This is a genomic window from Nocardia vinacea NBRC 16497, from assembly GCF_000308835.1.
GTDB lineage: Bacteria > Actinomycetota > Actinomycetes > Mycobacteriales > Mycobacteriaceae > Nocardia > Nocardia vinacea.
Genome location: NZ_BAGN01000220.1, coordinates 1 through 25,062, shown reverse-complemented (window position 1 = coordinate 25,062; position 25,062 = coordinate 1). Strand labels below are relative to the sequence as shown.

Below are 25,062 nucleotides of genomic sequence, written 5' to 3'. Positions count from 1 at the left end.
TCGTTGATCTTCCTCCATGGCGAAATCTACGCTCGCCCGCGCAGCCCCCCGCCCCAGCGCGGCCATTTCGCCTTGGTCTTCGGTTCCTCCATGAGCGGTCCGCGCTCGATATCGGTGACCAACAGCGGCAGCCGCGGCTCGAGTTCGTCGAGCATCGCCAGTGTGCGCCCGCCCTGCGCGGCCCGGTACTCCGGCATGGTCAGCCCGACGATCTGCAGGAACTGCATCCGCCCGTGCGGTGTGTCGATGGCGCCGAGCTCCGGGTCGACGGTGAAGGCGACGGCGTGGATCTCCGAATCCGGATGATCCGCGGCGATCGGGCCGTTCGACTTGATGGTGTGGCCCGGTGCGAACCAATTCCCGGATTGGAACACATAGCGGGCCAGATTCTGCAGGAAGTTCGCGGGCCAGACCGGCGGCTTCTCGTAGGCCGGTGTGCGCAGCAGGCGGAAGGTGAATTCGAATCCCCAGCCCGATTCGTCTGGGTTATCCCATTCCTTCTCGTACAGCTCGGTCATGCCGTAGCTGATGTAGTGCCAGTGTGGGACCGGTTCGGTGCGTGGATAGGCACTGATGCCGTCCAGCGGATCGGGCCCGCCGAGCGACCAGGGGACCCCCGTCCCCCAATGGCTGGGTGCGGTGTCGTGGTACAGCTGCTCCAACGCGGCGTCGATAGCGTTCCAGCCGGGACTTTCACTCACCTGGACACCATAAGGTCGGCGCCGATCATGCGCCGCGCCACGCGGATCGTAAGCCATTGGCGGACAGCGATTTGCTGGTCGCGCGACCTGGGCCGGTGCCGCGGATCCCGGACTGGTCGGCCTGTCGGGAAAGGGCTGGTCCGGCGCACCGGTAAGCTATAGCAATGGCGGATGACATGGACTCCGACCTGGTTGCGGGGGAACGACGCGCTGATCTCGAGCGTGCGCTGACCTATGTCTCCACCGAATCGCAGCCCGATGGCAGCTACATCATCAACGGCGACCTGCCGCCTGATGTCGCGCCACCGTTCATTCGGGCGATCATGCGGGTGGAGGCGGAGTTGCTGCTGAACGACGCGGAACTCGTAACGGTCGATGAGGGTGAACCACGCACGCCCGAGGAGCGTCGGGCCGATGCTTTCGTCGCATTGATACTCCGGGTAGACGACCGCAGCTCGGCCTGAGCCGGTGCTGAGCAGCGCGGCGGACCTTGCACTCGATACCCCAGAGTGCTAAAAAGGGCTTGGCACTCTCGACGTGTGAGTGCCAGGTCGGGACGGTGAGACCGGGTTCCATCGACACCCTCGGTCGTCCGTCGCGGGCACCGAACCTGGCCAGCGTAAATGGGGCGATCCAACCTGCGGTCGTCCTGTGTGTCAGCCATATACATGTGGAGGATCTCAACGCAATGGCCAAGACAATTGCGTACGACGAAGAGGCCCGTCGCGGCCTCGAGCGGGGTCTGAACGCCCTCGCCGACGCGGTCAAGGTGACGCTGGGCCCCAAGGGTCGCAACGTTGTCCTGGAGAAGAAGTGGGGCGCCCCCACGATCACCAACGATGGTGTTTCCATCGCCAAGGAGATCGACCTGGAGGACCCGTACGAGAAGATCGGCGCCGAGCTGGTCAAGGAAGTCGCCAAGAAGACCGACGACGTCGCGGGCGACGGCACCACCACCGCCACCGTGCTCGCCCAGGCGCTCGTACGTGAGGGCCTGCGCAACGTTGCGGCCGGCGCCAACCCGCTGGGTCTGAAGCGCGGCATCGAGAAGGCCGTCGAGGCCGTCACCACCAAGCTCCTCGCGACCGCCAAGGAGGTCGAGACCAAGGAGCAGATCGCCGCCACCGCCGGTATCTCGGCCGGTGACGCGTCCATCGGTGAGCTGATCGCCGAGGCCATGGACAAGGTCGGCAAGGAAGGCGTCATCACCGTCGAGGAGAGCAACACCTTCGGGCTCCAGCTGGAGCTCACCGAGGGTATGCGCTTCGACAAGGGCTACATCTCGGGTTACTTCGTGACCGACCCGGAGCGTCAGGAAGCGGTCCTCGAGGATCCGTACATCCTGCTCGTCGGTTCCAAGGTTTCCACCGTCAAGGACCTGCTGCCGCTGCTGGAGAAGGTCATCCAGGCCGGTAAGCCGCTGCTGATCATCGCCGAGGACGTCGAGGGCGAGGCCCTGTCGACCCTGGTCGTGAACAAGATCCGCGGCACCTTCAAGTCCGTTGCCGTCAAGGCGCCGGGCTTCGGTGACCGTCGCAAGGCGCAGCTCGCCGATATCGCCATCCTGACCGGTGGCGAGGTCATCAGCGAAGAGGTCGGCCTCTCCCTGGAGACCGCTGGCATCGAGCTGCTCGGCCAGGCGCGCAAGGTCGTCATCACCAAGGACGAGACCACCATCGTCGAGGGCGCGGGTGACGCGGAGGCCATCAAGGGCCGCGTCGCGCAGATCCGCACCGAGATCGAGAACTCGGACTCGGACTACGACCGGGAGAAGCTGCAGGAGCGTCTGGCCAAGCTGGCCGGCGGTGTTGCGGTGATCAAGGCCGGCGCCGCGACCGAGGTCGAGCTCAAGGAGCGCAAGCACCGCATCGAGGATGCAGTGCGCAACGCCAAGGCCGCCGTCGAGGAGGGCATCGTCGCCGGTGGTGGCGTGGCCCTGCTGCAGTCGGCTCCGGCGCTGGACGACCTGAAGCTCACCGGTGACGAGGCGACCGGCGCGAATATCGTGCGCGTCGCGCTGTCGGCTCCGCTGAAGCAGATCGCCTTCAACGCGGGCCTCGAGCCCGGCGTTGTCGCCGAGAAGGTTTCCAACCTTCCGGCGGGCCACGGCCTGAACGCCGACTCGGGCGAGTACCAGGACCTCCTGGCCGCCGGTGTCGCCGACCCGGTCAAGGTCACCCGTTCGGCCCTGCAGAACGCGGCCTCCATCGCGGCACTGTTCCTCACCACCGAGGCCGTCGTCGCCGACAAGCCGGAGAAGGCCGCCGCTCCCGCCGGCGACCCGACCGGTGGCATGGGCGGCATGGACTTCTGAGTCCCGCTCCCCAGCAACACCTTTAGACCCGAAGGCCGGGCCACCATCAGGTGGCCCGGCCTTCGGCCTTTTTGGGCTATTCGAGAACGATGAACGGAATGGCGATAGCCGAACGAGGCTGATGGTTCGGTGGAAAGGGGTTGGGGCGGGGGTTAATTCGAGGCGGCGCTCAGGTCTTGGGTGGGGCGGTTGGGGGTTTTGCCGGTGCCTTTGGCAGTGGGGGTTTCGATTTGTTGATCGGCGGCTGTCTCGGGAGCATTATCGACCGTCGGATCGGAGGCGCCCACCGGCGCGAGTGGATCGGAGTCGACCGTCGGCGCGGGGGGATCGGGTTCGGCGGCCGGTGTGATGGTCGGCAGTTCGGGATCCGCGGGTTCGGCTGCGGCCGATTCGGCGGCGGACTCTGCGGCAGCGGCCAGGCGTAGGCGTTCGGCGAGTTCGTTGAAGATGTAGAAGTTGGGGATCTGGCCGACGGGGGTGAGGGAGACCCAGCTGCCGTCGACCTTCATACGGACCAAACCGCTTCGGGCGTCGATCAATTGGATCTGTTCCCAGGTGTAGGCCCGGCTGTGGAAATAGAGTGCGGTGAGGTCGAGGGCGATTTCGCCGAAATGGACGGTCGCGCCGTCATCGATGGCGGCCACGGCGCGGGGGAGCTGGGCCAGGGTGACGGCCGACTGGATGGCCCGGCCCCAATCGCGCGCGTCGCCGAACAGGGTGTCGTCGAATGCGGCCTCGGCGCCGTCGGGGCCCGACATCCGCAGCGAGTACTCGGTGTGGGCGGAATTCTGGAAGGGGATGACCTGCTGGCGCACTTCGGCGCTGTCCCAGCGGAACCCGGCCACCTGCTCACCGGAGCGGTACACGGTCATGCCGACATCGAACAGATCCAGCCGTGCGGCGCGGTGGCGACGATTGCGCCGCCCGCGGAAGAATGCCATCGACGCGGGCACCAGGGCGAGCAGACCGACCGCGAGCGCACCGGGATAGGCGCCGACCGTCACACAGATAACTCCCACGGCCGCGAACCCGCCCCCGACGATCCCGCAGCCACGCACGAAAGTGTCGCTCGCCGGCGCCGGTAGAAAGGTCTGTCGGTGCGTGCCGAGCTTCTGATATTCGGCCATCAGGTGGATCAGCTGCGACAGTGGAACCTTTTGTGGCCCGCCGGTTCCGACATCGCCATGGCTCGGAGTGGTCAATTGTCCCTCCATGAGGCGGTTTTCCTCCGCGGCGAAGCGTATGACACTCGCCCGAAGGTCGCCACCCCAGCCGCGTGCCCGGTCAGTCGGCCGAGCTTACGTCATCGCGGCGGCATACCCGCGATGGGTACGGGCGTTTCGGAGTGATTTAGATCAAGTTGTCATGCGGCGAATAGGCCGATCGCCGGTCCGCTGAACGAACCGGCCGCGCGGCGGATCAGATTCCGTCAACTGTCAGGACGGCGAACGGCATGGTCGGGGTGCCAGGACCCATCGGCCCGCCCTTATCGAATTGGGAAGAGACAACCAGCGTTCGACCATTGCTGCGTACCAATGTGGTGGGAATGCGCAGGGAGTCATCGGTGACCGTGCGTTCCAGCTCGACGGTCGCGCCGTCATCGCTGATCTGCCAGCGGGTAATGGTGTTGCCGATATTCTGGGCCGCCCACAGCGTGCTGCCGTGCAGTTCCAGTCCGTCACCGTGTTTCAGGTCGGCGCCGCGCATGGTCACCTTGCGAATCTCCGGCGAATTCGCCGCGGTCGCAACGCGATACAGCTCACCGGAATTCATATCGACGATCAGCAGATAGCGACCGGAATCGTCGGACACGATGCCGTTCAAGGTAAACGCGTCCGGCGCGTGCGGGCTGATAATGGTGCTCAGGTCGAATTGTGTTGTCAGCACGGCCTTTCCGCCGTGCGCCGCGGTGACCTGCTCCGGGGTGACCCGGTACACCACCGGTCGCAGGCTGTCGGTCAGATATGCGCTGCCGTCCGGCGTAATGGCCAGATCATTGACCAGGCTCGGTTCGGTGCCGGTGATATCGAAGCGGGCGACCAGCGCACGGCTGCCGGTGTCGTACACCGCGACTCCGGCGGTCGAGTCGATGACCCACAGTCGCCCTGCGGCATCGACTTTCAGGCCATTGGCGGTTTTGCGGCCGTCGGTCCCCTCGGCCAGGAAGATTTCGGCTCGCGTGGCGCCGGGTGTCGCGCGGTAGACGGCGCCGTTGGCGTATGAGCCGACGTAGGTGTCACCGGTGCGGGGGTCGACGGCGATGCCCTCCGGGTAGACGCGATCACCGGGCAGTTCGTATGCGGTGCTGATGCGGGTCGTGGGTTGGCTCGCGGCCTCCGTCGCGGTTCCGCACGCCGTGACGGCGGTGCAGGCAATGGCGGTGGCGATGGTCGAGATGGTGCGGAACATGCTCAGGGCTCCTGATAGTCGAACATCCGGATGCATTCACATCGTCGAATGTGCTCGAACCTATATTAGAACTCTAATCAACGTCAAGGGCCTAATCAGTAGACGGGCAGTTACCATGCGGATATGACGTCCATGCACTCCTCCGAGCGCCTCGGCTCGTATCTCAAGCGCGCCGAACAGGCCCTCAACTCGGCGAAGAGCGCGGCGCTCAAACCGGCGGGCCTCACCGTTCCCCAGTACGGGACCCTGCTGTTCCTCATCGAAAATCCGGGCATCAATGCCGCCGCGCTGGCCCGGCTGTGCGGGGTGACCCCGCCGACCATGAATACGATCCTGACCAATCTCCAGGATCGCGGCCTCATCGAGCGCACCCCGCACGCCTGGCACAAGAACATCCTGGAGACCCGCCTCACCGAAGCGGGGGCGGCGCTCGCGCAGGAGGCGGACGTGAATGCGGTCCGCGTGGAACGCGCATTGGCCGACGAATTCACCGAGGCCGAACACGCCGCGCTGCGCGAACTGCTCACCCGCTGCGCCGACCTGCTCGACTCCATCCGCCCCGAATCCGCGCCGAAAAAATAGCTCCCGAATCGGATCGATCCGGGAGCTATTGGGGTACAGGCGATTTCACGCCGGAGCGACCGCTGCCGCTTCGGCGCGTGCCGGTCGGCGCAGGGTTGCGACGCCGAGCGCGAGGGCGCCGAAGCCGACCGCGGCGGAGGTCCACGGGAGCCAGCTCGCGCCCGACGAATCCAGCACCGTGCCGCCGAGCAGTGAGCCGATGCCGCTGCCCAGGTAGATGGCCGAGCCATTGAGACCGAGCGCGACGGTCGGCGCGTCATGGGCAATGGCGAAGAGTCGGAATTGCTGCGGGATCAGGATCGCGGATCCGAAGAGGCCGGTCAGGCCGAGTACCGCGAAAACCGCCCAGCCGGCGTGGGTGGCCGGGCCGAGCAGCATCAGGCCGATGAGGCTGCCGACGAGTCCGACGGTCAGTGTGCGGGCCGGGCCGAAGCGGTCCACCGCCCGGCCCGCCTGGGAGTTGCCGATGACCTGACCGATGCCCATGACCAGCAGCAGCCACGCGAGTTGTCCTTGCGGCACCGATGGGGCAACGACGACCGGCAGGTAGACGATGGTCGTATAGCCCGCGGTCATCTGCAGCGTCGTCACCAGCAGAACTCGCAGCACGGCGGGCCGAGCGAGCACGCCGACGCGATCGCGCAATCCGGTAGTCGGCAAGGTGACGCGCGGCAGCAGCAGCACCAGCGCGGCCGCGATGGCGCCGCCCGCGACAATCGCCCAGAGCACCCCGCGCCAACCGATCCAACGCTCCACGAAGATGCCGATCGGCACGCCCGCGACGGCGGATAGCGTGATTCCGGCGGTGACGACCGATAGTGCCCGGCCGCGGTGCGCGTCGTCGGCGACCACTCCGGCCACGGCGTAGGCATTGGCCTGGAATGCCGCCGCGCCGATGGCGGCAACGATGCGTGCTCCGGCCATTACCGAAAAGTCTTGCGCTACAGCCTGTCCGATCATGCCGATGACGAAAAGCGCCGCACCGCCGCCCAATACCCAGCGCCGGTCCCAGGATCCGGTCGCGGCCGCGATGATCGGCGAGGCGATGGCGTAGGTCCAGGCGAACATGGTGGTGAGCTGGCCCGCGGTGGCCACCGAGACGTCCAGGTCGCGGGCGATGAGCGGGAGCATGCCATTGAGGACGAAACCGTCGGTGCCCAGCACGAAAGTGCCGACGGCGAGTGGGATCAGGGATCGATACAGATTGTTCGATGATTGTCGAAGCATCTTATGATGCTGAGATACAATTCGATGGTTGTCAAACGATCGGAGGATGAACATGCGCCAGCTACCGCAGCCGAGCGCCGGCGACCTGGACCTGATCCGGGTGCTCAGCGCCATCGCCGATCCGATCCGGCTGGAGCTGATCCGCTCGCTCGCCGGGGTCCGTGAACCGCTCAGTTGCGCCATCGACAAATTCGATGTCGAAATCACCGCCGCCACCGCGTCGCACCACTGGAAGGTGCTGCGCGACGCGGGTGTCACGACCACCTACGTCTCCGGCCGCAATCGACTCGTCGAACTGCGGCGTGACGATCTGGAGGAACGTTTCCCCGGCCTGCTCGATGCGATTATCAACGGTTCGCAACGCTGACCTGAGCACTCGACCGCCTGGTGTTCAAACGCCCCAGAAGTATTGGCTTTACCGGCGATCCCGTAGCGGGTGCACTTGGGGTGGGGACAGGCCTTGAACGTCACTCAGGGGGGACAATGGACGGGTTTTTGGTCGTGATCGTGATCGGTGTCGTACTGCTGCTGTACGGGGCGCTCGTGATCATCAATCTCGCGCACCGCGACAGTCGGGGGCGCCGCAACCGCCGCAGTCGGAGTCGATGGGCCGCAGGCGGCGGTGGCGAGGGCGGCGGCGGTTGCGGCGGCGGCTCCAGTTGTGGCGGTGGTTCGGGCTGCGGTGGGGGCGGTTGCGGTGGTGGTGGTTGCGGCGGCGGCAGCTGATTCAGTCCGGCAACAGACTCTGAAATGCGCTGTCTACCAACATCCTTCGCTGTGATTCGGTGCTCGGGAGCGCGTCGGGGGAGACGCGGGCCAGTTGGTTGAAGCCGTGGTAAATGCTCACGGCGACAACCGCTCTGGTCCGCGCCTGCCCGGCGGTCAGCCCCAATTCGCGAAGCAATTCCGCGACGTATTCGATGCGCCGGTCCGCGACTCGGCGCAGTGTCGCGGCGACCGATTCCTGGTCCGCCGAGGCCAATAGCGCCAATTCGACGCGTCCGGTGGCCGCGTAATCGATGACCTGGGCGAAGAGTCGGTGCAACCGCTCGGCCGGGTCGGTCTCGATGGCGATCTCGGCGATTACATCGTCGGTGCTGCGCTGCTCCCAGCGCGCCAGTGCCGCCTCGACGAGGGCCGCGCGGTCCTTGAAATGCCAGTAGAAGCTGCCCTTGGTGGTGCCGAGCCGCTTGGCGATGGGCTCGACGGCGACCGCCGCCAGACCGCCCTCCGCCAGCGCGTCCAGTGCGGCCTGTGCCCAATCGTCGGCGCTGAGCCGTGTCTTCGCGGTCGCATCCCCTTGTGCCATTCCCATACGCTACCGTATGGTCGTTCCATGCGGCCCAGTATGGGTTATCGGAGGAATGTGATGCCGACTTATGAACTAGTCGAAATTCCCGAACGAGCCGCCCTGGCGCGCTCGTCGGGCACCGATTGGGATTACATCGATTCCTACGAAATAGCGTTGCCGCCAGGCGCTCCAATCGACCCTCGGAAATGGACCCGAAAGATATTCTTCGGCAACCCTTTTCCCGATCGCGAATGCGACGAGCGCGAGCATGTGACCGCCGATGTGCTGGCGGTCCTCGACTTTGTCGTCTCGGTTCTCGTCGACGATGGTACGGTCACCATCACTTCGCTGGTCAAGTATCGAAATCGCTGGGGCCGAAGGTATTTCGCCGTCGTGCGCCCATTCCATCGTCGGCTCGTGCCGTGGATGCTTGCGCGCGCCGCCCGCAGTTTCGCCCGCTGACCGCCGTGTCGAACAGATGCGGGGACGCGCCCTGTTCCGCGGTCGTAGGCTGAACCCATGTCCGGCGACATACGCGGGGTGCTCTACGACATCGACGGCGTGCTGGTGACCTCCTGGCACGAGATCCACGGTGCGGTCGACGCCGTGCGCCGCGTGCGCGAAAGTGGTTTGCGCCGAAGGTTTCTCACCAACACCACCTCCCGAACCTGCGATGAGATCGCCGAGCGGCTGCGCGACGCCGGGTTCGATGTCGATCCCGCGGAGATTGTCACCGCTGCCCGGCTCACCGGCGAATATGTGGGCCGCCGCTACCCGGATGCGGCAGTCTGGGTGCTCAATCACGGCGATATCGCGGCCGACCTCGCCGAGCTGACTCTCGACGACGAACATCCGGATGTCATCGTAATCGGCGGCGCCGGTGCGGAATTCACGCATGACGCGCTGAGCCGGGTGGCCGAGCTGATGCTGGACGGCATTCCGGTCGTCGCGATGCACAGCGGCCTGAGCTGGGCCACCGATACCGGACTCCGCATCGACGCGGGCGCGTACCTACCGGGTCTGGAGGCGGCAGGCAATGCCGAGATCGCCGTGGTCGGCAAGCCCGCGGCGGCCGGATTCCGAACCTGCGCGGACCTTATGGACCTCGACCCGGCCGAGGTGCTGATGATCGGTGACGATCTGCACTCCGATGTGCTAGCCGCCCAACAGGTCGGTATGACCGGAGTTCTGGTGCGCACCGGCAAATTCCGGCCCGTCGTTCTGGCGGCGGCTTCGGCCGCACCGGATCACGTCATCGATTCCGTGGCGGAACTGCCCGCGTTGTTGAAAGATCTGTCGAAAGAATTATTCTAAAAAAGTCCTGCAAAACACTTTCGGCGTGCCGAACCCCTCGGCATCCTCCGTTGCGGCAAACAATCAGTGACGACCACTGTTGCGGCACCTAGATCGGAGAGCAGCATCAGCTGAGCGCAATAGCAACCGAGCGGCCAACTTTCGGCTAACACCTGTTCCGCCGAAGGTTGAGACGAACAGCCCGATCCATGACGAGGCGATCGGGCCCTTCGGTATTGTCTGCCCCAATGTCACAGGATGCGAATACGGGACGAATGTATGCCGGGCAACCCGTAGAGGACCGGCAACGTCAGCGGCGTGCGCGTTTTCTGGAATCGGGCCTGACGGTCTTTGCGCGCGATGGCTACGCCAATAGTTCGGTCGGCGCTATCTGTAAGGACGCCGGACTCTCCTCGAGGCAGTTCTATGAGGAGTTCACCGGCCGCGAATCCCTCCTACTCGAGCTCTACGAGCAGATCGATAGGGAATCGCGCGATGCGGTGACCGCCGCCCTCGAGAAGAAATCCGATGCGACCGCGCTGGAGATCATCGATGCCTCGGTGCGCGCCTACGTCGAATCCATCGGCTCCGATCCGCGCAAGGCGCGGGTGGCGCTGGTAGAGGTCGTCGGCGCCGGGCCGAAGGTGGAGAAGTTCCGGCTGGAGCTGCGTCGCGTCTGGGGTTCGCTACTCGCCGGCGCCGCGGAGGATGCCGCCTTGCACGGCGAAATCCCAACGGGCGACTACGAGATGCGGGTGCTGGCCATCATCGGCGCGGTCAACTACGTGGTGGATTCCTGGAGCGGTTCGGACCCACGCCCGCCACTAGACGACGTGATCCGGGTGCTCAGCCGAGTGATCATGGGTGCGGTCGGCGCGTAGTTCCGGCGGCCGTCGGCTAGCGTGCGCTCTATGGAGACGGTTCCCATCCAGATGCCGGACGGCACCACCGTGCCGGTGCGGCTGTTCCCGGCGACCGGTGCGCATCGGCATCCGGTGCGCCCGGATGCGCCGCGTCCGGTGGTGGTGATGGTGCCCGGCCTCGGTGTCCCGGCCGGGTACTACGAACTGTTCGCCCAAGAGCTGGCCGCGCGCGGCTTCGATGCCGCGATCGGTGAGCTGCGCGGCGCGGGTGATAGTCGCCCGCGCCCGAGCGCCGCGAGCACCTTCGGCTACCACGAACTGGCATCGGTCGACTTCCCGGCGATCTTTTCGGTGGTGCGCGACCGGTTCCCGGAGAGCACCCCGTATCTGCTCGGCCACAGCATGGGCGGCCAGCTCGCTGTGCTGTACGCGTCACGGATCCGCGGCCGCCTGGGTGGGCTGATCCTGATCGCCTCCGGCACCCCGTATCACCGTGGATTCCGGGGTATTTCGGGTCCTGGCATGCTGGCCGGCACCGCGGTCATGTCGCTGACGGCCAATCTGGCCGGCTTCTGGCCCGGCGACCGGATCTCGCTCGGCGGCTTCGGACGTCAGTCGAAGGTGCTGATGTCGGATTGGGCCCGGCTGGCCCGCACCGGCCGCTTCGTGCCGGTCGATGCGGATATCGACTACGAGGAGCGGATCGCCAGACTGAAGCTGCCGGTGCTGTCCATCACCATGACCGGCGACGATCTCGCGCCGCGCAGTTCAGTCGCACACCTGCTGGCCAAGATGCCCAAGGCCGAGGTGACCACCTGGGTACAACCGGAACCGTTGGGGCATAACGGCTGGATCCGTCGGTACCGCAGCACGGTCGATCAAATCGAGAAATGGCTGCGGGACCGCTGATCGGACGCTTGATGGTGACCGCAGGCTCGGCGCTTCATCGACTGGGCGCACGGCGATCGTGGGTAGGTGGCCGCTTGGGTTTGCGCAGCGACGAAGCGCAATCGAGCAAGCCGTCATAGGCTGGTGCTCGTGTCGAATGAGCAACGGCGGCAACTACATCTGGATGTCATCGCGGAATTCCGCGCCAATGCGGGAAAGGTCGGCGGGCAGTTCGCGAACATACCGCTGCTACTGCTGACCACCACCGGCGCCCGCACGGGCGAATCCCGAACCTGGCCACTGGCCTATCAGCGCGACGGTGACCGGGTAGTGGTCTACGCCGCGAACGGCGGGCGCCCGAATCGTCCGGGGTGGTACCACAATCTGACCGCGCATCCCGAGGCCGTCGTCGAGGTCGCCACCGAGTCCTGGCCGGTAATCGCATCCTTTGCCGAAGGTGAAGAACGACAAAACCTTTGGGACCGCAAGCTGGTGGACGCACCATTCCTCGCGGACTTCCAGGCCAAGGTGTCCTGGCAGATCCCGGTGGTCATCCTGGCTCCCGCCAACGCCAATTCTTAGGCGCGGCTGGAACACCAACCAAACCGGCCCCCGAGAGCTTCGCGCTGTTTGCTGAATCGAACCCGTTACGGAACTTCCCCGGCTAGGTGACGGGGCAGATACCGGATGTTCTCCCCGGATTCGATATTCCGGCCCGTGATCGACAGTAGCCAACGGTGGTAGCCGCTGAGTGGCACAGTGGCACCGTCGACCAGTAGCACCGTAAAACGTCCTCACTTTCTTCTCGACCTCGATAGCCGCCTCATCGTCTGCCAATTCGAGCTGAGCCAGCGTCTCAGGCTCGGTCACCGGTCGGCCCGACAGGGTGAACGTGCCCCGGCCGGTGTCCGTCATGGTGGCACCGATGAATGTTGACCTACACGGAATTGGTGGAGTTGGTGACCTCGATAGTGCCTGGCCCGGCGGGGCGTGACGAATTGAACCCGGTGGAGCCGGTCACCGTCACATACGAACTATCGGGGCCGGATGCCGACGAGTTCAGAGCACAGATCGACGGGTCTGAATAGCCCAAACCAGGGAGCCCTCAGCCAGCAGGCTGAGGGCTCTACCTGTGTGGCGCGCCGTACCTCGTCCAGGGGTGGGAGACGGCCACACCGGAAACCATCGAAATCCCTCACTTGCTAACGGCTTTCGCTCGAGCCGATACGCCTTCTGCGGCGCAGACGGATCGAAGTCGTTGATGACTCCACGCTGCAACGGTTTTCCACCGACCCGAGGCCACCACACCTCGAGTGTGGACCACGGGATGCCCTGCAGCAGGGCTACTTGCAGATCCTCGGGTGCCATATCGTTGCGACCGTGTTGTTCGGCAACCTGCGCGGCGCGACGAAGCAGCGAAATCACTGCCGGACTCGCCCCAGTGATTGTGGTGACGGAACCAAATCGTGAGGTCATGACATCGAGCCTATCGCCCGCCGAAGGGGCGCTGAATCAGCTGCGACCTTCGAAAGGTGCTAAGTGTGGTCGGCGATTTCGCCGAGATGCTTGCTGAAGCCGTCGAGCATCGCCGTGAGGCCGATATCGAAGTGGTCGGTGTTCGCGGTGGCGTCGGCGGCTGCGGAGAGGGTGTTGTAGTCGGGGGCGTTCGGGGTGGGTTTGCGGCTGCGTTGGGATGCTACGGCGGCTACGGTGTGGCTGAGGATGTGGCCGATTACGTATTCGCGTAGGCAGCGGGCGAATTGCAGGGCTACCGCGGGGGTGAAGCCGCCGCTTTGGAGGCGTTCGAGCATCCAGTTTCCGGTTTCGATCGCCACGGCGCTGCGGACCGGTCGGGTTGCGAAGATCGGTACGGCGTTCGGGTGTCGGCGCAGGGTGGAACGTAGGCGATGGGCGTAGGCGGTCATCAGCTCCGGCCAATCTTCCTGCCACGGAAGAGTTTCCATCTCCAATTCGTCGAACATTGCTTCGGCGATGCCGTCGAACAGGTCCTGCTGGTCGGTGAAGTGCCGGTAGGCCGCCATCGGGTCTGCGCCGAGTGCGGTACCCAATTTCCGCATGGTGAAGCCGTCGAGGCCCGCAGTATCGATGACGGTCAGCGCCGTCGCGGCAATGTAGTCGCGATTCAATGCGGTTCGGGTGGGTGGCTTCGGCTTGCTCATGCGCTCATCTCGTCGAACAGCTCCACCAGCCGGGCGACGAACTGTTCCGGCTGCAACTGATAGGGCACATGTCCGCCAGGGAATTCCATACAGTCCCGGCCGAGTTCGTCGGCCAGTGCGTGTGCGGCGGCGTAGTACGGCTTGCCGACGCTCTCGCGTCCGGTCGCCAGCTGCCACGGCACCTCGACCTTCCGGAGGGCGGCCAGGTCCGGGTGGTAGTCGAAGCAGAAGGCGGGCAGTTCGCGTCGCAGCAGCAGGTCGGCATTGTTCAGTTGGCGGGTCATGGTCGACGGCTGAGTTCGGGTGATCCGGCGAAGCGCGGCTCCGATCGCGAGCGATACGCGACTTGCACCGGCCAGCAGAGTTTGTCCCAGACTCGACCGAAGGATCCGTGGCACATTCGGCATGGTCATAACGCCGAATGCCGCGAACGCGCGCATCGGACTCTTCGCAACGGCGAGTGCGCCTATGTCGGCGATCTCCTGCCGCGCAGGGCTTTCGACGGGCAGCAGTTGGACCAGCGGCGGTTCGTGCACGACTGCATCGATAAGCCGATCTGCGTGTGCGGCAAGCAGTTCGAGCGTGATGATCGCGGCACCGCTGCTGCCGAAGACGTGTGCGCGCTCGATCGCGTAGGCGTCGAGGACCGCGATGACATCCGCCGCCTGCGTCGCGACATCGATCGTGGCGTGCGGATCGGTTAGCGCGCTGCGCGAATTGCCGCGCCGGTCGAAGGTGATGACGCGGAAGCGGTCGGCCAGCAATGGCACTACAGCCTCATACATTCCGGCATCACCGCCGCCGCCGGAAATGAGGACCAGATCCGGCCCGGTTCCGGCCGTTTCGGTGTGCAGTTGTGCGCCGAGGGTTTCGACGATTCGTATGGCGGTTTCGGCCATAGCGGCTCCTTGTCTACGCTGTAGATCTAGTCTACATCGTAGACATACCGCCGCAAGAAGTCGGCCCGGTGCAGGATGCACCGGGCCGGTTGAACCTGATTACCGTTCCATCAACATCTGGGTGAAGAACTCGTAGATAAGTCCGGCCTGGAACGCCGACTGCTTGTTGTCGGCCGCACCGCCGTGGCCGCCCTCGATGTTCTCGTGGTACCAGATCGTGTGGCCCTGTTCCTCCAGCAGCGCAGCCATCTTGCGGGCATGGCCCGGGTGGACCCGGTCGTCGCGGGTGGAGGTGGTCAGCAGGATCGGCGGATAGGACGCGTCGGCGCGGACGTTCTGGTAGGGCGAGTACTTGCTGATGTACTCCCACTCCTCGGGTTTGTCCGGATCGCCGTATTCGGCCACCCACGACGCACCGGCCAGCAGCAGGTGATACCGCTGCATATCGAGCAGCGGGACCTGGCAGACGATGGCGCCGAACAGTTCCGGATAGCGGGTCAGCATGACGCCCATGAGCAGGCCGCCGTTGCTACCGCCGACCGCGCCCAGTTGTTCATGCGTGGTGATGCCGCGGGCCACCAGATCCTTGGCGATCGAGGAGAAGTCCTCGTAGACCTTGTGCCGGTTGGCCTTCTGCACCGAGGTGTGCCACTGCGGGCCGTATTCGCCGCCGCCGCGGATATTGGTCATCACCCAGGTGCCGCCGCGTTCCAGCCAGCCCATCCCGGAGGCGCCGCTGTAGGAGGGGGTGCGGGATACCTCGAAGCCGCCGTAGCCGGACATCACCGTGGGGCCGGGGGTGTCCTTGCGGTCGCGGTGGCGGATCACGAAATACGGCACCACGGTTCCGTCATCGGAGCGCGCGAAGAACTGCTCGGTCTCGATGCCGTCGGCGTCGAAGAAGCCGGGTTCCTGTTTGAGTTGTTCGGACCGGCCGCCCACCGAACTTGCGAGCAGGGTGGCGGGAGTGGTGAATCCGCTTGTGGTCAGCATGAATTCGTCGCCGCCCTCGAGCGGGTCGAGATTCATCACGCTGGTGGTCGCCATCGGCGGGGTGTCGGCGAGTGGCTCCCTGTGCCAGCCGTCCGGACCGGGCGTGAGGACGTAGAGCTTGGTCTGCACATCCTCGAGGGTGATCAGCAGCAGATGGTTCTCGGTCCAGCCGTAGCCGTGCAATGAAGTGTGCTCGTCCGGGGTGAAGATCACCTCGAACTCCCGTGCGCCGGAAAGGAATTTCTCGAAGTCCATGGCCAGCAACGCACCGGCCGGGTAGGTCTTGTCACCGATTTCCCACGGCGACTTCAGTCGGACCAGGAACCAATCCTTGTACCAGGACTCGCTGGCGTCGGTCGGTACATCGAGATGCCGCAGACTGCCGTCGCGTTCGAGCAGGTACACCTCTTCGTTGAAGAAGTCGGTGGCACGACCGACGAAATGCCGTTCATAGCCGGGCGTCCGGTCGTAGCCGGCCGAGACCGCGACATCGCCTGCCTCGCCCTCGAATACCGTCTCGGCCTCGGTTAGCGGGGTACCGCGCCGCCAGCGCTTGGCGATTCGCGGATAGCCGGAATCGGTGAGCGAACCCGGTCCGAAATCGGTGCCGACATAGACCGAGTCGATATCGATCCAGCGGATCTCGGATTTCGCCTCGGGCAGGAAGTAACCGCCGTCGGCGGGATCGATGAATTCCCTTGTTTCGATATCGAATTCACGCACGACCTTGGCATCCGCGCCGCCGCGGGACAGGCTGATGAGCGCACGCGACTGTTCCGGCCGCAGCACCGCGGCACCACCCCACACCCAGTTCTCGCCCTCGGCGGTGCCGAGTGCGTCCAGGTCGATCAGCACATCCCAGTCCGGCGCTTCCTTGGCGTATTCGGCGAAGGTGGTGCGCCGCCACAGCCCGCGCGGATGTTCGGCATCGCGCCAGAAGTTGTAGAGCCAGCGGCCGCGCCGACCCGGGTAGGCGATCTTGGTATCGGTGTCGAGCATGTCCAGAATGCGGCGCTCGAGCTCGGTGAACCGACCGGAGCTGGCGAAACGCTCGACAACCACATCGTTGTGCGCGCGGGCGAAGTCGAGGGCCCGCTCATCGGTTACTTCTTCGAGCCACAGGTAGGGATCGGTCACAGTTTGCTCAACGCCCGTCATGTCCACATTGTTGCCGAGAGGCTTTAAAGGTGAGATATCACTCGATGAATCGGGCAATTCGGGCGGCCTGTTACCGGTTGCTCGACATCGATTCAAGGCGTGACATACGTACCGGTCGGATCAGTAGGATCGCTGGTCCGATACCGAACCGAGGTGGAAGGTGGCCGGTTTGCCACAGTTTCTCTGGGAGCAGCACTGCTGCCTGCCATTACTGCATTCCGCTCGGATCGCCGATCTGGCGCGCTATCCGCTCGGCTCGTATTTATCGGTGAACGTCGGGTATTCGCGGCAGTCGACGGAGGATTCGCTGGCGCTGCTGCACAAGTTCCGCCGGGACGCGCTGGGCGACGGTCGGTTCCGGCTGGTCGACCGGTTCGCCGATATCGGTGCCGCCGAGACCATTTCGCTGGCTTTCGACCTGGAGGATTCGGGGCCGCTGGGTGGTGATCCGGATAACCTCGAGATGTTCTACGAACTGGGCGTTCGCTCAATGCTGCCGACCTACAACCACGCCAATGCGGCCGGTTGCGGCTGTCTGGATACCGACGACACCGGACTCACCGCCTACGGCCGAGATCTGGTGCGCAAACAGAACGAGGTCGGCATATTCGTCGACGGTTCGCACTGCTCCCGCCGCACCGGACTTGACCTCGCCGAATGCACCGGGGTTCCGATGATCTACAGCCATTCCAATTTCGCCGCACTGTGGGCGCATCCGCGCAATATCACCGACGAACAGGCGCTGGCTTGTGCCCGGACCGGCGGGGTTATCGGTATCAATGGAGTGGGAATCTTCCTCGGCCAGAATGCGATCGATGGCCGGGCCGAGCGGGTCGCGGCAATGGCCGCGCATATCGAATACGGTGCGGAGCTCGTCGGGATCGAACATATCGGCATCGGATCCGACTACTCCTTCGATGCCGAGGATTTCAATGACATGCTCACGCAGGATCCGGGGGCGTTTTCCGACGCGTATACCAAGTGGGGGCCGCTGCAATGGGTGCCGCCGGAAGATCTGCTCGGACTGAACGAGCTGCCCGGATTGGATGCCGAGCTTGCCGGTCGTGGTTTCAGTGCTGGGGACCGGGCGGCGGTGTTCGGTGGCAACTTCGCTCGGGTCGCCCAGCAGGTCTGGCGGGACTGATCCGCGGCACCCACAATCCGTTCATTTTGTTCTCGACCGGGATCGGCACGGCGAACCGGGCGTCGCGAGCCGTAGTGATCTGCGGCCGAGCCGGGAATCGCCAGGCCCGGGGCATCCGAGGCGTTGACCAGGCGCATCCAACCTTGGTGGGGGACGGGTGGGTGAAGTTTGCTCGACAGAGTTAGGCTCGACGGCGTGACTTCCCATTACGACGTTGTCGTTCTCGGTGCCGGTCCTGGCGGTTATGTCGCCGCCATCCGCGCGGCACAACTTGGCCTCCGTACCGCGATCGTCGAGCAGAAGTATTGGGGTGGTGTCTGCCTCAACGTGGGCTGCATCCCCTCCAAGGCGCTGCTGCGCAACGCGGAACTCGCGCATATCTTCACCAAGGAAGCCAAGACCTTCGGCATTTCCGGCGACGTGAGCTTCGACTTCGGTGTCGCGTTCGACCGCAGCCGCAAGGTCGCCGACGGCCGGGTCAAGGGCGTCCACTTCCTGATGAAGAAGAACAAGATCGACGAGTTCGACGGTAAGGGCACCTTCACCGACGCGAACACCCTCTCGGTCGCCCTGTCCAGCGGCGGCACCGAGACGATCACCTTCAGCAATGTCATCATCGCCACGGGCACCGTCACCAAGCTGCTGCCGGGCACCTCGCTCAGCGCGAATGTGGTGACCTACGAGGAGCAGATCCTCACCCGCGACCTGCCCGGCTCGATCCTGATCGTCGGCGCTGGCGCGATCGGCATGGAGTTCGGCTACGTCCTGAAGAACTACGGCGTCGATGTGCGCATCGTGGAGTTCCTGGATCGTGCGCTGCCGAACGAGGACGCCGACGTCTCCAAGGAGATCACCAAGCAGTACAAGAAGCTCGGCATCACCATCACCACCGGTGCGGCCGTGCAGTCGATCGACGACGACGGTTCCAAGGTCACCGTGTCGATCAAGGACAACAAGACCGGCAACCTGGAGACGGTCACCGTCGACAAGGTGCTGCAGGCCGTCGGCTTCGCGCCGCGGGTCGAGGGCTACGGCCTGGAGAACACCGGTGTCGCGCTCGAGCGCGGCGCCATCGCCATCGACGACAACATGCGCACCAATGTGCCGCATATCTACGCCATCGGTGACGTGACCGGGAAGCTGCAGCTCGCCCACGTCGCGGAGGCCCAGGGGGTCGTGGCGTCGGAGACCATCGCCGGCGCGCCGACGGTGACCCTCGGCGACTACCGGATGATGCCGCGCGCCACCTTCTGCCAGCCGCAGGTCGCCAGCTTCGGCCTCACCGAGCAGCAGGCCCGCGACGAGGGCTACGACGTGAAGGTCGCCACCTTCCCGTTCACCGCCAACGGCAAGGCGCACGGTCTCGGCGATCCGACCGGTTTCGTCAAGCTGGTCGCCGACGCCAAGTACGGTGAACTCCTCGGCGGCCACCTCATCGGTCCGGATGTCTCCGAACTGCTGCCGGAGCTGACCCTGGCCCAGAAGTGGGACCTGACCGTCAATGAGCTGACCCGCAACGTCCACACTCACCCGACGTTGAGCGAAGCCCTGCAGGAAGCGTTCCACGGCCTCGCCGGCCACATGATCAACTTCTGATCCGTGTCGGAGACGGTGGTGTTCGGGCCGAAAGGTCCGGGCGCCACCGTTTTTCATTGGAGCTGAACGATGCGACGCAAATGGTTGATCGGTAGTGCGCTGGTGCTCGTGGTGGTGTTGGCGCTGGCGGTCGGCGGCTACTACCTGATGAACTCGCGCACCTTCCAACTGGCGGGGCGGCTCGTGAACCGAGTCGATACCACCGACAAGGTGGTCGCATTGACCCTGGACGACGGGCCGACGGACAAAGCGCCCGAAGTGTTGAAAGTCCTTGCCGAAGCGGCGATTCCGGCCACTTTCTATCTCATGGGCCGTGATCTGGCCGCGCATCCCGAATACGGCAGGGCCATTGCGCAGGCCGGTCACGAGATCGGCAATCACACCTACGACCATCGCCGCATGGTGCTCGTCTCCGGCGACACCGTTCGCGACGAGATCGAGCGAACCGACGCGGAAATCGCGAAAACCGGTTACCAGGGCCCGGTCACCTTCCGCCCGCCCTACGGCAAGAAGCTCTGGGCGCTCCCGAAGTACCTCTCCGACCACGACCGCACGACGATCACCTGGGATGTGGAACCCGACTCGGGCAAGCAGGCGAGTGCCGATGCCATCGTCGCCGAAACCGTGTCCAAGGTGCGGCCCGGCTCCATCGTCCTACTGCACGTCATGGGCCAATGGCATGAATCCCTTGCCGCCATTCCGCGCATAGTCAGCGAACTGCGTTCCGCCGGTTACCAATTCGTCACGGTGTCGGAGCTTCTGAAGCACTGAGAATCGTCAGAGCATGCCGTAGGCGTGGGTGGGCGTCAGGCGAACGAGGGCGCGGCGGTCGGTGACCATGGCCTTGCGGTATTCGTCCCAGTCGGGGTGCTCGCCTGAGCCCGCTCGGTAGTAGGCGACCAGTTCGTCGACAGTGGAGTCGTTGGGGTCGGCGGCGACGGGCGTGAGATCGACGGTGCCCTCGATGACGGCGTAGGCGAAGAAGTCGTCGCGGGTGACGTGGATTGCGGCCCACGGATCGCGCACCAGATTGTGGTACTTGGCCCGGTCGGCGGTGATGGAGATGCGGATGACCCCGTCGTCACCCACCACATGCAGCACATTGGACAGCTGTGGGCGACCATTGCGCCGGATGGTGGTGAGCACGGACCGCTTGGTGGTCCGCGCGAAATCAACAGCCGAGGAAATTTCCATACCCACACCAACCCGCGACAACGCCCCGAGCTTCCCGGGCGCGCATCCGCCGACCGAGTTGGGGTCAGTCGCGGTGGTACGCGGCTTGGGCTTCGAGGACTCGGGGCATGTTGGTTTCGACGATCTGGATGAGGTCTTCCAGGCGTTCGGCGACCAGAGTGCCAAGCTCGGTGAGGGTGTATTCGACTCGCGGGGGGATGGTTTCCTGCACCTCGCGATGGACCATGCCGTCGCGCTCCAGGGCCTGCAGAGTCTGCGAGAGCATGCGCTCGCTGACGCCGTCGACGCGGCGGCGCAGGGCGCTGAACCGGTACGGCCCCTCGCGCAGCGCGACCAGGGCGAGGGTGCCCCAGCGGCTGATCACATTCTGGAGCACCGGTCGTGACGTGCAGTTCCGGGCGAATACGTCGGCTTCCAGCGTCGGATCGTCGGTATCCACCAACGGCGTGCGCTGAGTGGTCATGGAATCGATAGTACCCAACTTGACCAAAGTGGATGCGGAATGCATAGTGCTTACTATTAGTTAGTACTTGATGAACCGTACAGACCCATGGAGGTAAGTCATGACCGTCGCCGTAACCGGAGCTGGTGGGCAGCTGGGCCGTCTCGTCGTCGAGGCGCTGTTGCGTGAGGGGACCACGCCCGTGGTCGCGATCGTGCGTGATCCGCAGAAGGTTGCCGATCTGGCCGAGCGGGGCGTCGAGGTCCGGCAGGCCTCCTATGACGACGCCGAAGCCCTCGACCGGGCCTTGGCCGGTGTCGATCGGGTACTGCTGGTCTCCGGAAACGAATTCGGGTCCCGAGTCGCCCAGCACACCAATGTAATTCGGGCCGCCGAGCGTGCGGGCGTGCAGCTGCTCGCCTACACGAGCATTCCGCGCGCCACCGAGAACCCGCTCATCCTGGCCCAGGAGCACCGGGGCACCGAGGAGGTACTCGCGGGATCGACTGTCCCGCACACACTCCTGCGCAACGGCTGGTACTGGGAGAACTACTTCGGCGCGCTCGGGCACACGGTCGAGTCCGGCGTGCTGCGCGGTGCTGCGGGTACGGGTCGCGTTGCCGGTGCCGCGCGCGCCGACTATGCCGAGGCGGCCGCCAAGGTGCTGACCACCGACGGCCACGCGGGCCGGATCTACGAACTCGGCGGCGATGAGCGCCTCACCTATGCCGAACTCGCCCAGGTGATTTCGCAGGCATCCGGCAAGCCGGTGCGCTACGAGAACCTGTCCAAGGAGGACTACAGCGCGGCGCTCGAGCAGGCCGGTCTGCCCGGCGACTACGCCGCGGTGCTCGCGGATGCGGACGCCGGAGTCGGCGACGGCATCCTCGATGTGGATTCCGGCGACCTCCAGAAACTGCTCGGCCGCCCCTCCACTCCCGCCGTCGAGGTCTTCGGCGCCGCCCTCGCCTAAATTGGTTGGCTAAGACGCCGAGGTCGTGCGCCTCCCAGCTCCACGCGTCCAAAGGCAGGTCACCCAACTTGCACGCCCGTATTTCGGTCGCGCGTTATCCGCGTTCGTCGATACGGTGTGCAATCCCGTTCTGTGTCAATGGAATTGGTAGCTGAGTCGCGGGGGGCATACGCCGCCGCAGCGTTGCAACCATGGGTAGGTTCACCGGGCTCGCACGCCGCGGCCGTGAGGCGTTGAGACGGCGTGCAGGCCCGGTTGCATCAACCGAGGTCGTATGCCCTGCTTACCGCACGGCATGCGACCTCGACTCGCATCAGACCCACTGCACCAATTGCAGGATGATGCCGTTCGGATCGGCCGTCTGGAAGTAGCGCTCACCCCAGGGCTCGGTCTCGATCGGGGTGACGATCGGCACGCCCTCGCTCTGGAGCCGTTCGTACTCGGCATCGATATCGTCCACGACGAACGCGACCAGTAGCCCCTCGCCAGCACTTCCCGCTTTGTCTTTCGGCTTGAAGCTGTCGAGACCCGTACGCAGGTAGCACACGGTGAAACCGGCATCGGGGCGGGCGACCGAGACGAAACCGTCGGCCGACATCTGCTCGGTGAAGCCGAGGTGGTCGATGGCGAACTTTGCCGAGGCCTGCGGGTCGGCGACATTGAGCGAGATGGCGGAAGCGGTGATTTTCACAAGGTCCTCCTCGGGAGCTGGACTCAAATACTATACTAAGTATGCTGTACTCTGTAGAGGAATTCCCGAGTGGCCGCACTGTTATGTGGGTCACGCCGATACGATCGGCTTTCGCACGGGGATCTCGCGAACACGAGGAGGCGGCATGGCCGAGCAGTCACGGGACCGCAGCAGCGCGGGCGATCCCGTGCGCACCTTGGAACTGCTGTGGCGCGTGCCTGCCGCATCGGTGCGCGGACCGAAGCAGCGCAGCAGTGTGGATGCCGTGGTCGCGGCGGCCATCGAAATCGCGGACGCGGATGGGATCGGCGCGCTCACCATGCGAGCGGTCGCCACCAAGCTGGGCTTGACCCCCATGGCCACCTACACCTACGTGCCGGGCAAGGCGGAACTCGTCGACCTGATGCTCGACGCGGTCTATCGGGAGATGCCGCGGGCCGACCTGACCGGTCTGCCCTGGCGCGATCGCGTCACGACGATCGCCGCCGAGAATCGCGCCATGCTGGTCCGTCACCCGTGGGTCGCCTATCTGCCGACCACGCGGCCACCGCTCGGCCCGGGTGTCGCCGCCAAATACGAACACGAACTGCGCGCCTTCGACGGCCTCGGTCTCGACGACCTCGAGCTGGACGCCGCCGTCACCTACGTCCTCGGCTTTGTCACCTCGGCGGCTCGCATCGCCATCGACACCGAACGCGCCGCAACCGATAGCGCCATGTCCGACCGGCAATGGTGGGAGCGTGCAGCTCCGCTACTGGCGCAGTTCTTCGATGCCGAGCGCTACCCGCTGGCCGCCCGCGTCGGCGCGGTCGCGGGGCAGGCGTACGACTCCGCCTACAGCGCCGACCACGCCTACGAATTCGGTCTGGTGCGAGTCCTGGACGGCCTGGCGCAGCTCATCGAAAGCCGCTGAGCCGCAGGGCTACTGATCGCCGGTCTCGTTGTGCGGTTTCGGATGCCGCGCGGTGTCCGCACTGCCGGGAAGCAGGAAGCTTGTGATCACGATGGACAGAAGAATGAATCCCGCCACGATCAACACGAGGCTGACAGTCATGACGGCCCCTTTCTCCTCTAGAGCCGACAGTTAATTGCCAGCTAGCTTGATGGAGGGGTTTCCGATCCTGGTGCTGTCACACTATGGCGTGCGACACACGTCGGTTGATGTCTCGAAAGCTATGGTGCTGCATGACGACGGGGATGAAAGTCGTCATTCTGTGCGTGTCGCGTTTCAGTTTAGGGGCTATCGCGGGTGATCGCTATGGAATTGCTAAATCGAGAATGGGTGGCGTTGGCGAGGGGTGGCGAACTGTGCGCCAACGCCGTGGTCGGTCAGACGCCGTCGCGCTGGATCCGCAGCGCGGTGATGGTCGCGGCCAGCCCCTCGTACTGATTGATGAGCAGCACGATTTCGATCAGGCTGCGCTCGTCGTAGTGCTCGGCAAGCGCGGACCAGGTGGCGTCGTCGATATCGCGGGTTTCGACCAACTTGTCGACGGCGGTGAGCAGCGCGCGATGCTTATCCGACCACCCGTCGGCGGCGGGGCCGGTGCGAACCCGGTCCAGGATCTCCGGCGTGACGCCGGCCCGCCTGCCGAGGCGAATGTGATGGTCCATTTCGTAGGCGCAGTCGCGCAGTTGTGCGACGCGCAGGATGACCAGCTCGGATTCGTGCCTGGGCAGTCGGCCGCCCGGCATCAGCCGCCCGGAGAAGTGCAGCCAGCCGCGGAACAGTCCTTTGGTGCGGCCGAGTGTGCTGAACAGATGTGCGTCGTCCGTCCCCGCCGCACGTGAAAGTATCTGCCAGACAATCCAATTGATCGGGCCCAGCTCCCGGAGTCGACCGGGTGAAATGCGTGGTTGCAACGCCGAAACCATGCTCATGCCTCCTTGTCCGCCGCCGGTGGCGGGGTCCGTCCTGCCGGACCGAATCCGAGCGTACTAGCGGGTAGGTCCGTGATCGGCGGGGCGGCGGTGCCGAATTGTGCGGTGCGCGGCTCCGGGATCTCGGCTTATCCGCGGATCCCTAGGGGTACCACTAGGGGATCGGCCGGTCGGGATAGATCCGACTGATCGGTTTCTATTGCTGAATTGTGCTGGTCTTCTTGGCTTTCCGGTGGTCTTCGCGGCGACGGCGGGTCATCATCAGTACCGGCGCGGTGGATGGTGGGACGCCGGGGTGAACCGGATGAGGGTAGGGAATACGCGATGCTGGTGAAGATCAAGA

The 25,062-nt window shown here is 65.0% G+C and carries 30 protein-coding genes; 16 read left to right on the top strand and 14 right to left on the bottom strand.

The window, feature by feature from the left end; translation table 11 throughout:
* Positions 1 to 26: 26 nt before the first annotated feature.
* Positions 27 to 701 carry a suppressor of fused domain protein gene (locus ON44_RS30995; RefSeq protein WP_040696757.1) on the bottom strand — a complete coding sequence of 225 codons (675 nt, stop codon included), beginning with the start codon at positions 699 to 701 and terminating at the stop codon, positions 27 to 29.
* Positions 702 to 865: 164 nt separating this feature from the next.
* Between ON44_RS30995 and ON44_RS30990 the strand changes: the two genes are divergently transcribed.
* Together ON44_RS30990 and groL are read left to right on the top strand one after the other, a co-directional pair.
* A complete protein-coding gene (locus ON44_RS30990) occupies positions 866 to 1,165 on the top strand; it encodes a DUF222 domain-containing protein (RefSeq protein WP_040696580.1) in 300 nt (99 codons plus the stop codon).
* A gap of 224 nt (positions 1,166 to 1,389) precedes the next feature.
* Positions 1,390 to 3,015 carry a chaperonin GroEL gene (gene groL / locus ON44_RS30985; protein ID WP_040696754.1) on the top strand — a complete coding sequence of 542 codons (1,626 nt, stop codon included), beginning with the start codon at positions 1,390 to 1,392 and terminating at the stop codon, positions 3,013 to 3,015.
* 152 nt (positions 3,016 to 3,167) lie between these two features.
* On the opposite strand, the gene ON44_RS30980 is transcribed toward groL, so the two are convergent.
* Positions 3,168 to 4,217 (bottom strand): DUF6585 family protein, encoded by a 1,050-nt coding sequence (locus ON44_RS30980; protein WP_174415172.1) that lies wholly within the window; start codon positions 4,215 to 4,217, stop codon positions 3,168 to 3,170.
* Between the two features lie 217 nt (positions 4,218 to 4,434).
* Entirely contained in the window at positions 4,435 to 5,424 is a 990-nt protein-coding gene (locus ON44_RS30975) for an SMP-30/gluconolactonase/LRE family protein (protein ID WP_040696578.1), read from the bottom strand.
* 123 nt (positions 5,425 to 5,547) lie between these two features.
* Between ON44_RS30975 and ON44_RS30970 the strand changes: the two genes are divergently transcribed.
* Positions 5,548 to 6,006, top strand: a complete 459-nt coding sequence (locus ON44_RS30970; RefSeq protein ID WP_245567403.1) for a MarR family winged helix-turn-helix transcriptional regulator — start codon at positions 5,548 to 5,550, stop codon at positions 6,004 to 6,006.
* 45 nt (positions 6,007 to 6,051) lie between these two features.
* Here ON44_RS30970 and ON44_RS30965 read toward each other — a convergent pair whose 3' ends face one another.
* Positions 6,052 to 7,233: an MFS transporter gene (locus ON44_RS30965; protein ID WP_051182635.1), complete on the bottom strand. Its 1,182-nt coding sequence runs from the start codon at positions 7,231 to 7,233 to the stop codon at positions 6,052 to 6,054.
* A gap of 46 nt (positions 7,234 to 7,279) precedes the next feature.
* On the opposite strand from ON44_RS30965, the gene ON44_RS30960 reads away from it, so the two are divergent.
* A complete protein-coding gene (locus ON44_RS30960) occupies positions 7,280 to 7,600 on the top strand; it encodes an ArsR/SmtB family transcription factor (protein WP_245567402.1) in 321 nt (106 codons plus the stop codon).
* 116 nt (positions 7,601 to 7,716) lie between these two features.
* Positions 7,717 to 7,959, top strand: a complete 243-nt coding sequence (locus ON44_RS30955; protein WP_040696574.1) for a hypothetical protein — start codon at positions 7,717 to 7,719, stop codon at positions 7,957 to 7,959.
* A 1-nt stretch (position 7,960) separates the two neighbouring features.
* Here ON44_RS30955 and ON44_RS30950 read toward each other — a convergent pair whose 3' ends face one another.
* The gene (locus ON44_RS30950) at positions 7,961 to 8,542 is read right to left on the bottom strand and encodes a TetR/AcrR family transcriptional regulator (protein WP_051182634.1); all 582 of its coding nucleotides are present in this window, start codon (positions 8,540 to 8,542) and stop codon (positions 7,961 to 7,963) included.
* 60 nt (positions 8,543 to 8,602) lie between these two features.
* On the opposite strand from ON44_RS30950, the gene ON44_RS30945 reads away from it, so the two are divergent.
* The 5 genes from ON44_RS30945 to ON44_RS30925 all read left to right on the top strand — a co-directional run bounded on the left by ON44_RS30945 (position 8,603) and on the right by ON44_RS30925 (position 12,150).
* Positions 8,603 to 8,986, top strand: coding sequence for a DUF2867 domain-containing protein (locus ON44_RS30945; protein ID WP_051182633.1), 384 nt, complete (start codon positions 8,603 to 8,605; stop codon positions 8,984 to 8,986).
* Positions 8,987 to 9,043: 57 nt separating this feature from the next.
* Positions 9,044 to 9,838 carry an HAD-IIA family hydrolase gene (locus tag ON44_RS30940; protein WP_040696570.1) on the top strand — a complete coding sequence of 265 codons (795 nt, stop codon included), beginning with the start codon at positions 9,044 to 9,046 and terminating at the stop codon, positions 9,836 to 9,838.
* Between the two features lie 227 nt (positions 9,839 to 10,065).
* Positions 10,066 to 10,698 (top strand): TetR/AcrR family transcriptional regulator, encoded by a 633-nt coding sequence (locus ON44_RS30935; protein WP_040696569.1) that lies wholly within the window; start codon positions 10,066 to 10,068, stop codon positions 10,696 to 10,698.
* A gap of 30 nt (positions 10,699 to 10,728) precedes the next feature.
* Positions 10,729 to 11,589 (top strand): alpha/beta hydrolase family protein, encoded by an 861-nt coding sequence (locus ON44_RS30930; RefSeq protein ID WP_040696567.1) that lies wholly within the window; start codon positions 10,729 to 10,731, stop codon positions 11,587 to 11,589.
* A gap of 129 nt (positions 11,590 to 11,718) precedes the next feature.
* The gene (locus ON44_RS30925) at positions 11,719 to 12,150 is read left to right on the top strand and encodes a nitroreductase family deazaflavin-dependent oxidoreductase (RefSeq protein WP_051182646.1); all 432 of its coding nucleotides are present in this window, start codon (positions 11,719 to 11,721) and stop codon (positions 12,148 to 12,150) included.
* Positions 12,151 to 12,215: 65 nt separating this feature from the next.
* Here the strand turns inward: ON44_RS30925 and ON44_RS54145 are convergent, their stop codons facing one another.
* Positions 12,216 to 12,326: a DUF6879 family protein gene (locus ON44_RS54145; RefSeq protein WP_373283227.1), complete on the bottom strand. Its 111-nt coding sequence runs from the start codon at positions 12,324 to 12,326 to the stop codon at positions 12,216 to 12,218.
* 171 nt (positions 12,327 to 12,497) lie between these two features.
* Between ON44_RS54145 and ON44_RS50610 the strand changes: the two genes are divergently transcribed.
* Positions 12,498 to 12,656: a hypothetical protein gene (locus ON44_RS50610; RefSeq protein ID WP_157187359.1), complete on the top strand. Its 159-nt coding sequence runs from the start codon at positions 12,498 to 12,500 to the stop codon at positions 12,654 to 12,656.
* Between the two features lie 447 nt (positions 12,657 to 13,103).
* Here the strand turns inward: ON44_RS50610 and ON44_RS47160 are convergent, their stop codons facing one another.
* The 3 genes from ON44_RS47160 to ON44_RS30910 all read right to left on the bottom strand — a co-directional run bounded on the left by ON44_RS47160 (position 13,104) and on the right by ON44_RS30910 (position 16,798).
* Entirely contained in the window at positions 13,104 to 13,748 is a 645-nt protein-coding gene (locus tag ON44_RS47160) for a TetR/AcrR family transcriptional regulator C-terminal domain-containing protein (protein WP_051182632.1), read from the bottom strand.
* A complete protein-coding gene (locus ON44_RS47155; protein WP_051182631.1) occupies positions 13,745 to 14,647 on the bottom strand; it encodes an alpha/beta fold hydrolase in 903 nt (300 codons plus the stop codon). Before ON44_RS47155 ends, ON44_RS47160 begins: the two co-directional genes overlap by 4 nt.
* Before the next feature lie 99 nt (positions 14,648 to 14,746).
* Entirely contained in the window at positions 14,747 to 16,798 is a 2,052-nt protein-coding gene (locus ON44_RS30910; protein WP_051182645.1) for a prolyl oligopeptidase family serine peptidase, read from the bottom strand.
* 169 nt (positions 16,799 to 16,967) lie between these two features.
* On the opposite strand from ON44_RS30910, the gene ON44_RS30905 reads away from it, so the two are divergent.
* The 3 genes from ON44_RS30905 (at position 16,968) to ON44_RS30895 (ending at position 20,309) form a co-directional block, all read left to right on the top strand.
* Positions 16,968 to 17,942: a dipeptidase gene (locus ON44_RS30905; protein ID WP_040696733.1), complete on the top strand. Its 975-nt coding sequence runs from the start codon at positions 16,968 to 16,970 to the stop codon at positions 17,940 to 17,942.
* Positions 17,943 to 18,137: 195 nt separating this feature from the next.
* Complete coding sequence (gene lpdA, locus ON44_RS30900; RefSeq protein WP_040696565.1) at positions 18,138 to 19,538, top strand: dihydrolipoyl dehydrogenase; 1,401 nt, start codon at positions 18,138 to 18,140, stop codon at positions 19,536 to 19,538.
* 69 nt (positions 19,539 to 19,607) lie between these two features.
* Positions 19,608 to 20,309 carry a polysaccharide deacetylase family protein gene (locus ON44_RS30895; RefSeq protein WP_040696564.1) on the top strand — a complete coding sequence of 234 codons (702 nt, stop codon included), beginning with the start codon at positions 19,608 to 19,610 and terminating at the stop codon, positions 20,307 to 20,309.
* A 6-nt stretch (positions 20,310 to 20,315) separates the two neighbouring features.
* On the opposite strand, the gene ON44_RS30890 is transcribed toward ON44_RS30895, so the two are convergent.
* A complete protein-coding gene (locus tag ON44_RS30890; RefSeq protein WP_040696561.1) occupies positions 20,316 to 20,732 on the bottom strand; it encodes a PPOX class F420-dependent oxidoreductase in 417 nt (138 codons plus the stop codon).
* Positions 20,733 to 20,796: 64 nt separating this feature from the next.
* Positions 20,797 to 21,195, bottom strand: a complete 399-nt coding sequence (locus tag ON44_RS30885; protein ID WP_051182630.1) for a winged helix-turn-helix transcriptional regulator — start codon at positions 21,193 to 21,195, stop codon at positions 20,797 to 20,799.
* Positions 21,196 to 21,295: 100 nt separating this feature from the next.
* Here ON44_RS30885 and ON44_RS30880 point away from each other — a divergent pair, with 100 nt between their 5' ends.
* Positions 21,296 to 22,147 carry an SDR family oxidoreductase gene (locus ON44_RS30880; protein ID WP_040696558.1) on the top strand — a complete coding sequence of 284 codons (852 nt, stop codon included), beginning with the start codon at positions 21,296 to 21,298 and terminating at the stop codon, positions 22,145 to 22,147.
* 313 nt (positions 22,148 to 22,460) lie between these two features.
* Here the strand turns inward: ON44_RS30880 and ON44_RS30875 are convergent, their stop codons facing one another.
* The gene (locus tag ON44_RS30875) at positions 22,461 to 22,838 is read right to left on the bottom strand and encodes a VOC family protein (protein WP_040696555.1); all 378 of its coding nucleotides are present in this window, start codon (positions 22,836 to 22,838) and stop codon (positions 22,461 to 22,463) included.
* 145 nt (positions 22,839 to 22,983) lie between these two features.
* Between ON44_RS30875 and ON44_RS30870 the strand changes: the two genes are divergently transcribed.
* On the top strand, positions 22,984 to 23,751 hold the full coding sequence (locus ON44_RS30870) for a TetR/AcrR family transcriptional regulator C-terminal domain-containing protein (RefSeq protein ID WP_040696552.1): 768 nt from the start codon (positions 22,984 to 22,986) through the stop codon (positions 23,749 to 23,751).
* Between the two features lie 9 nt (positions 23,752 to 23,760).
* On the opposite strand, the gene ON44_RS53530 is transcribed toward ON44_RS30870, so the two are convergent.
* Entirely contained in the window at positions 23,761 to 23,892 is a 132-nt protein-coding gene (locus ON44_RS53530) for a hypothetical protein (protein ID WP_281005305.1), read from the bottom strand.
* Positions 23,893 to 24,167: 275 nt separating this feature from the next.
* A complete protein-coding gene (locus tag ON44_RS30865; RefSeq protein ID WP_083898240.1) occupies positions 24,168 to 24,701 on the bottom strand; it encodes a carboxymuconolactone decarboxylase family protein in 534 nt (177 codons plus the stop codon).
* Between the last annotated feature and the right edge of the window lie 361 nt (positions 24,702 to 25,062).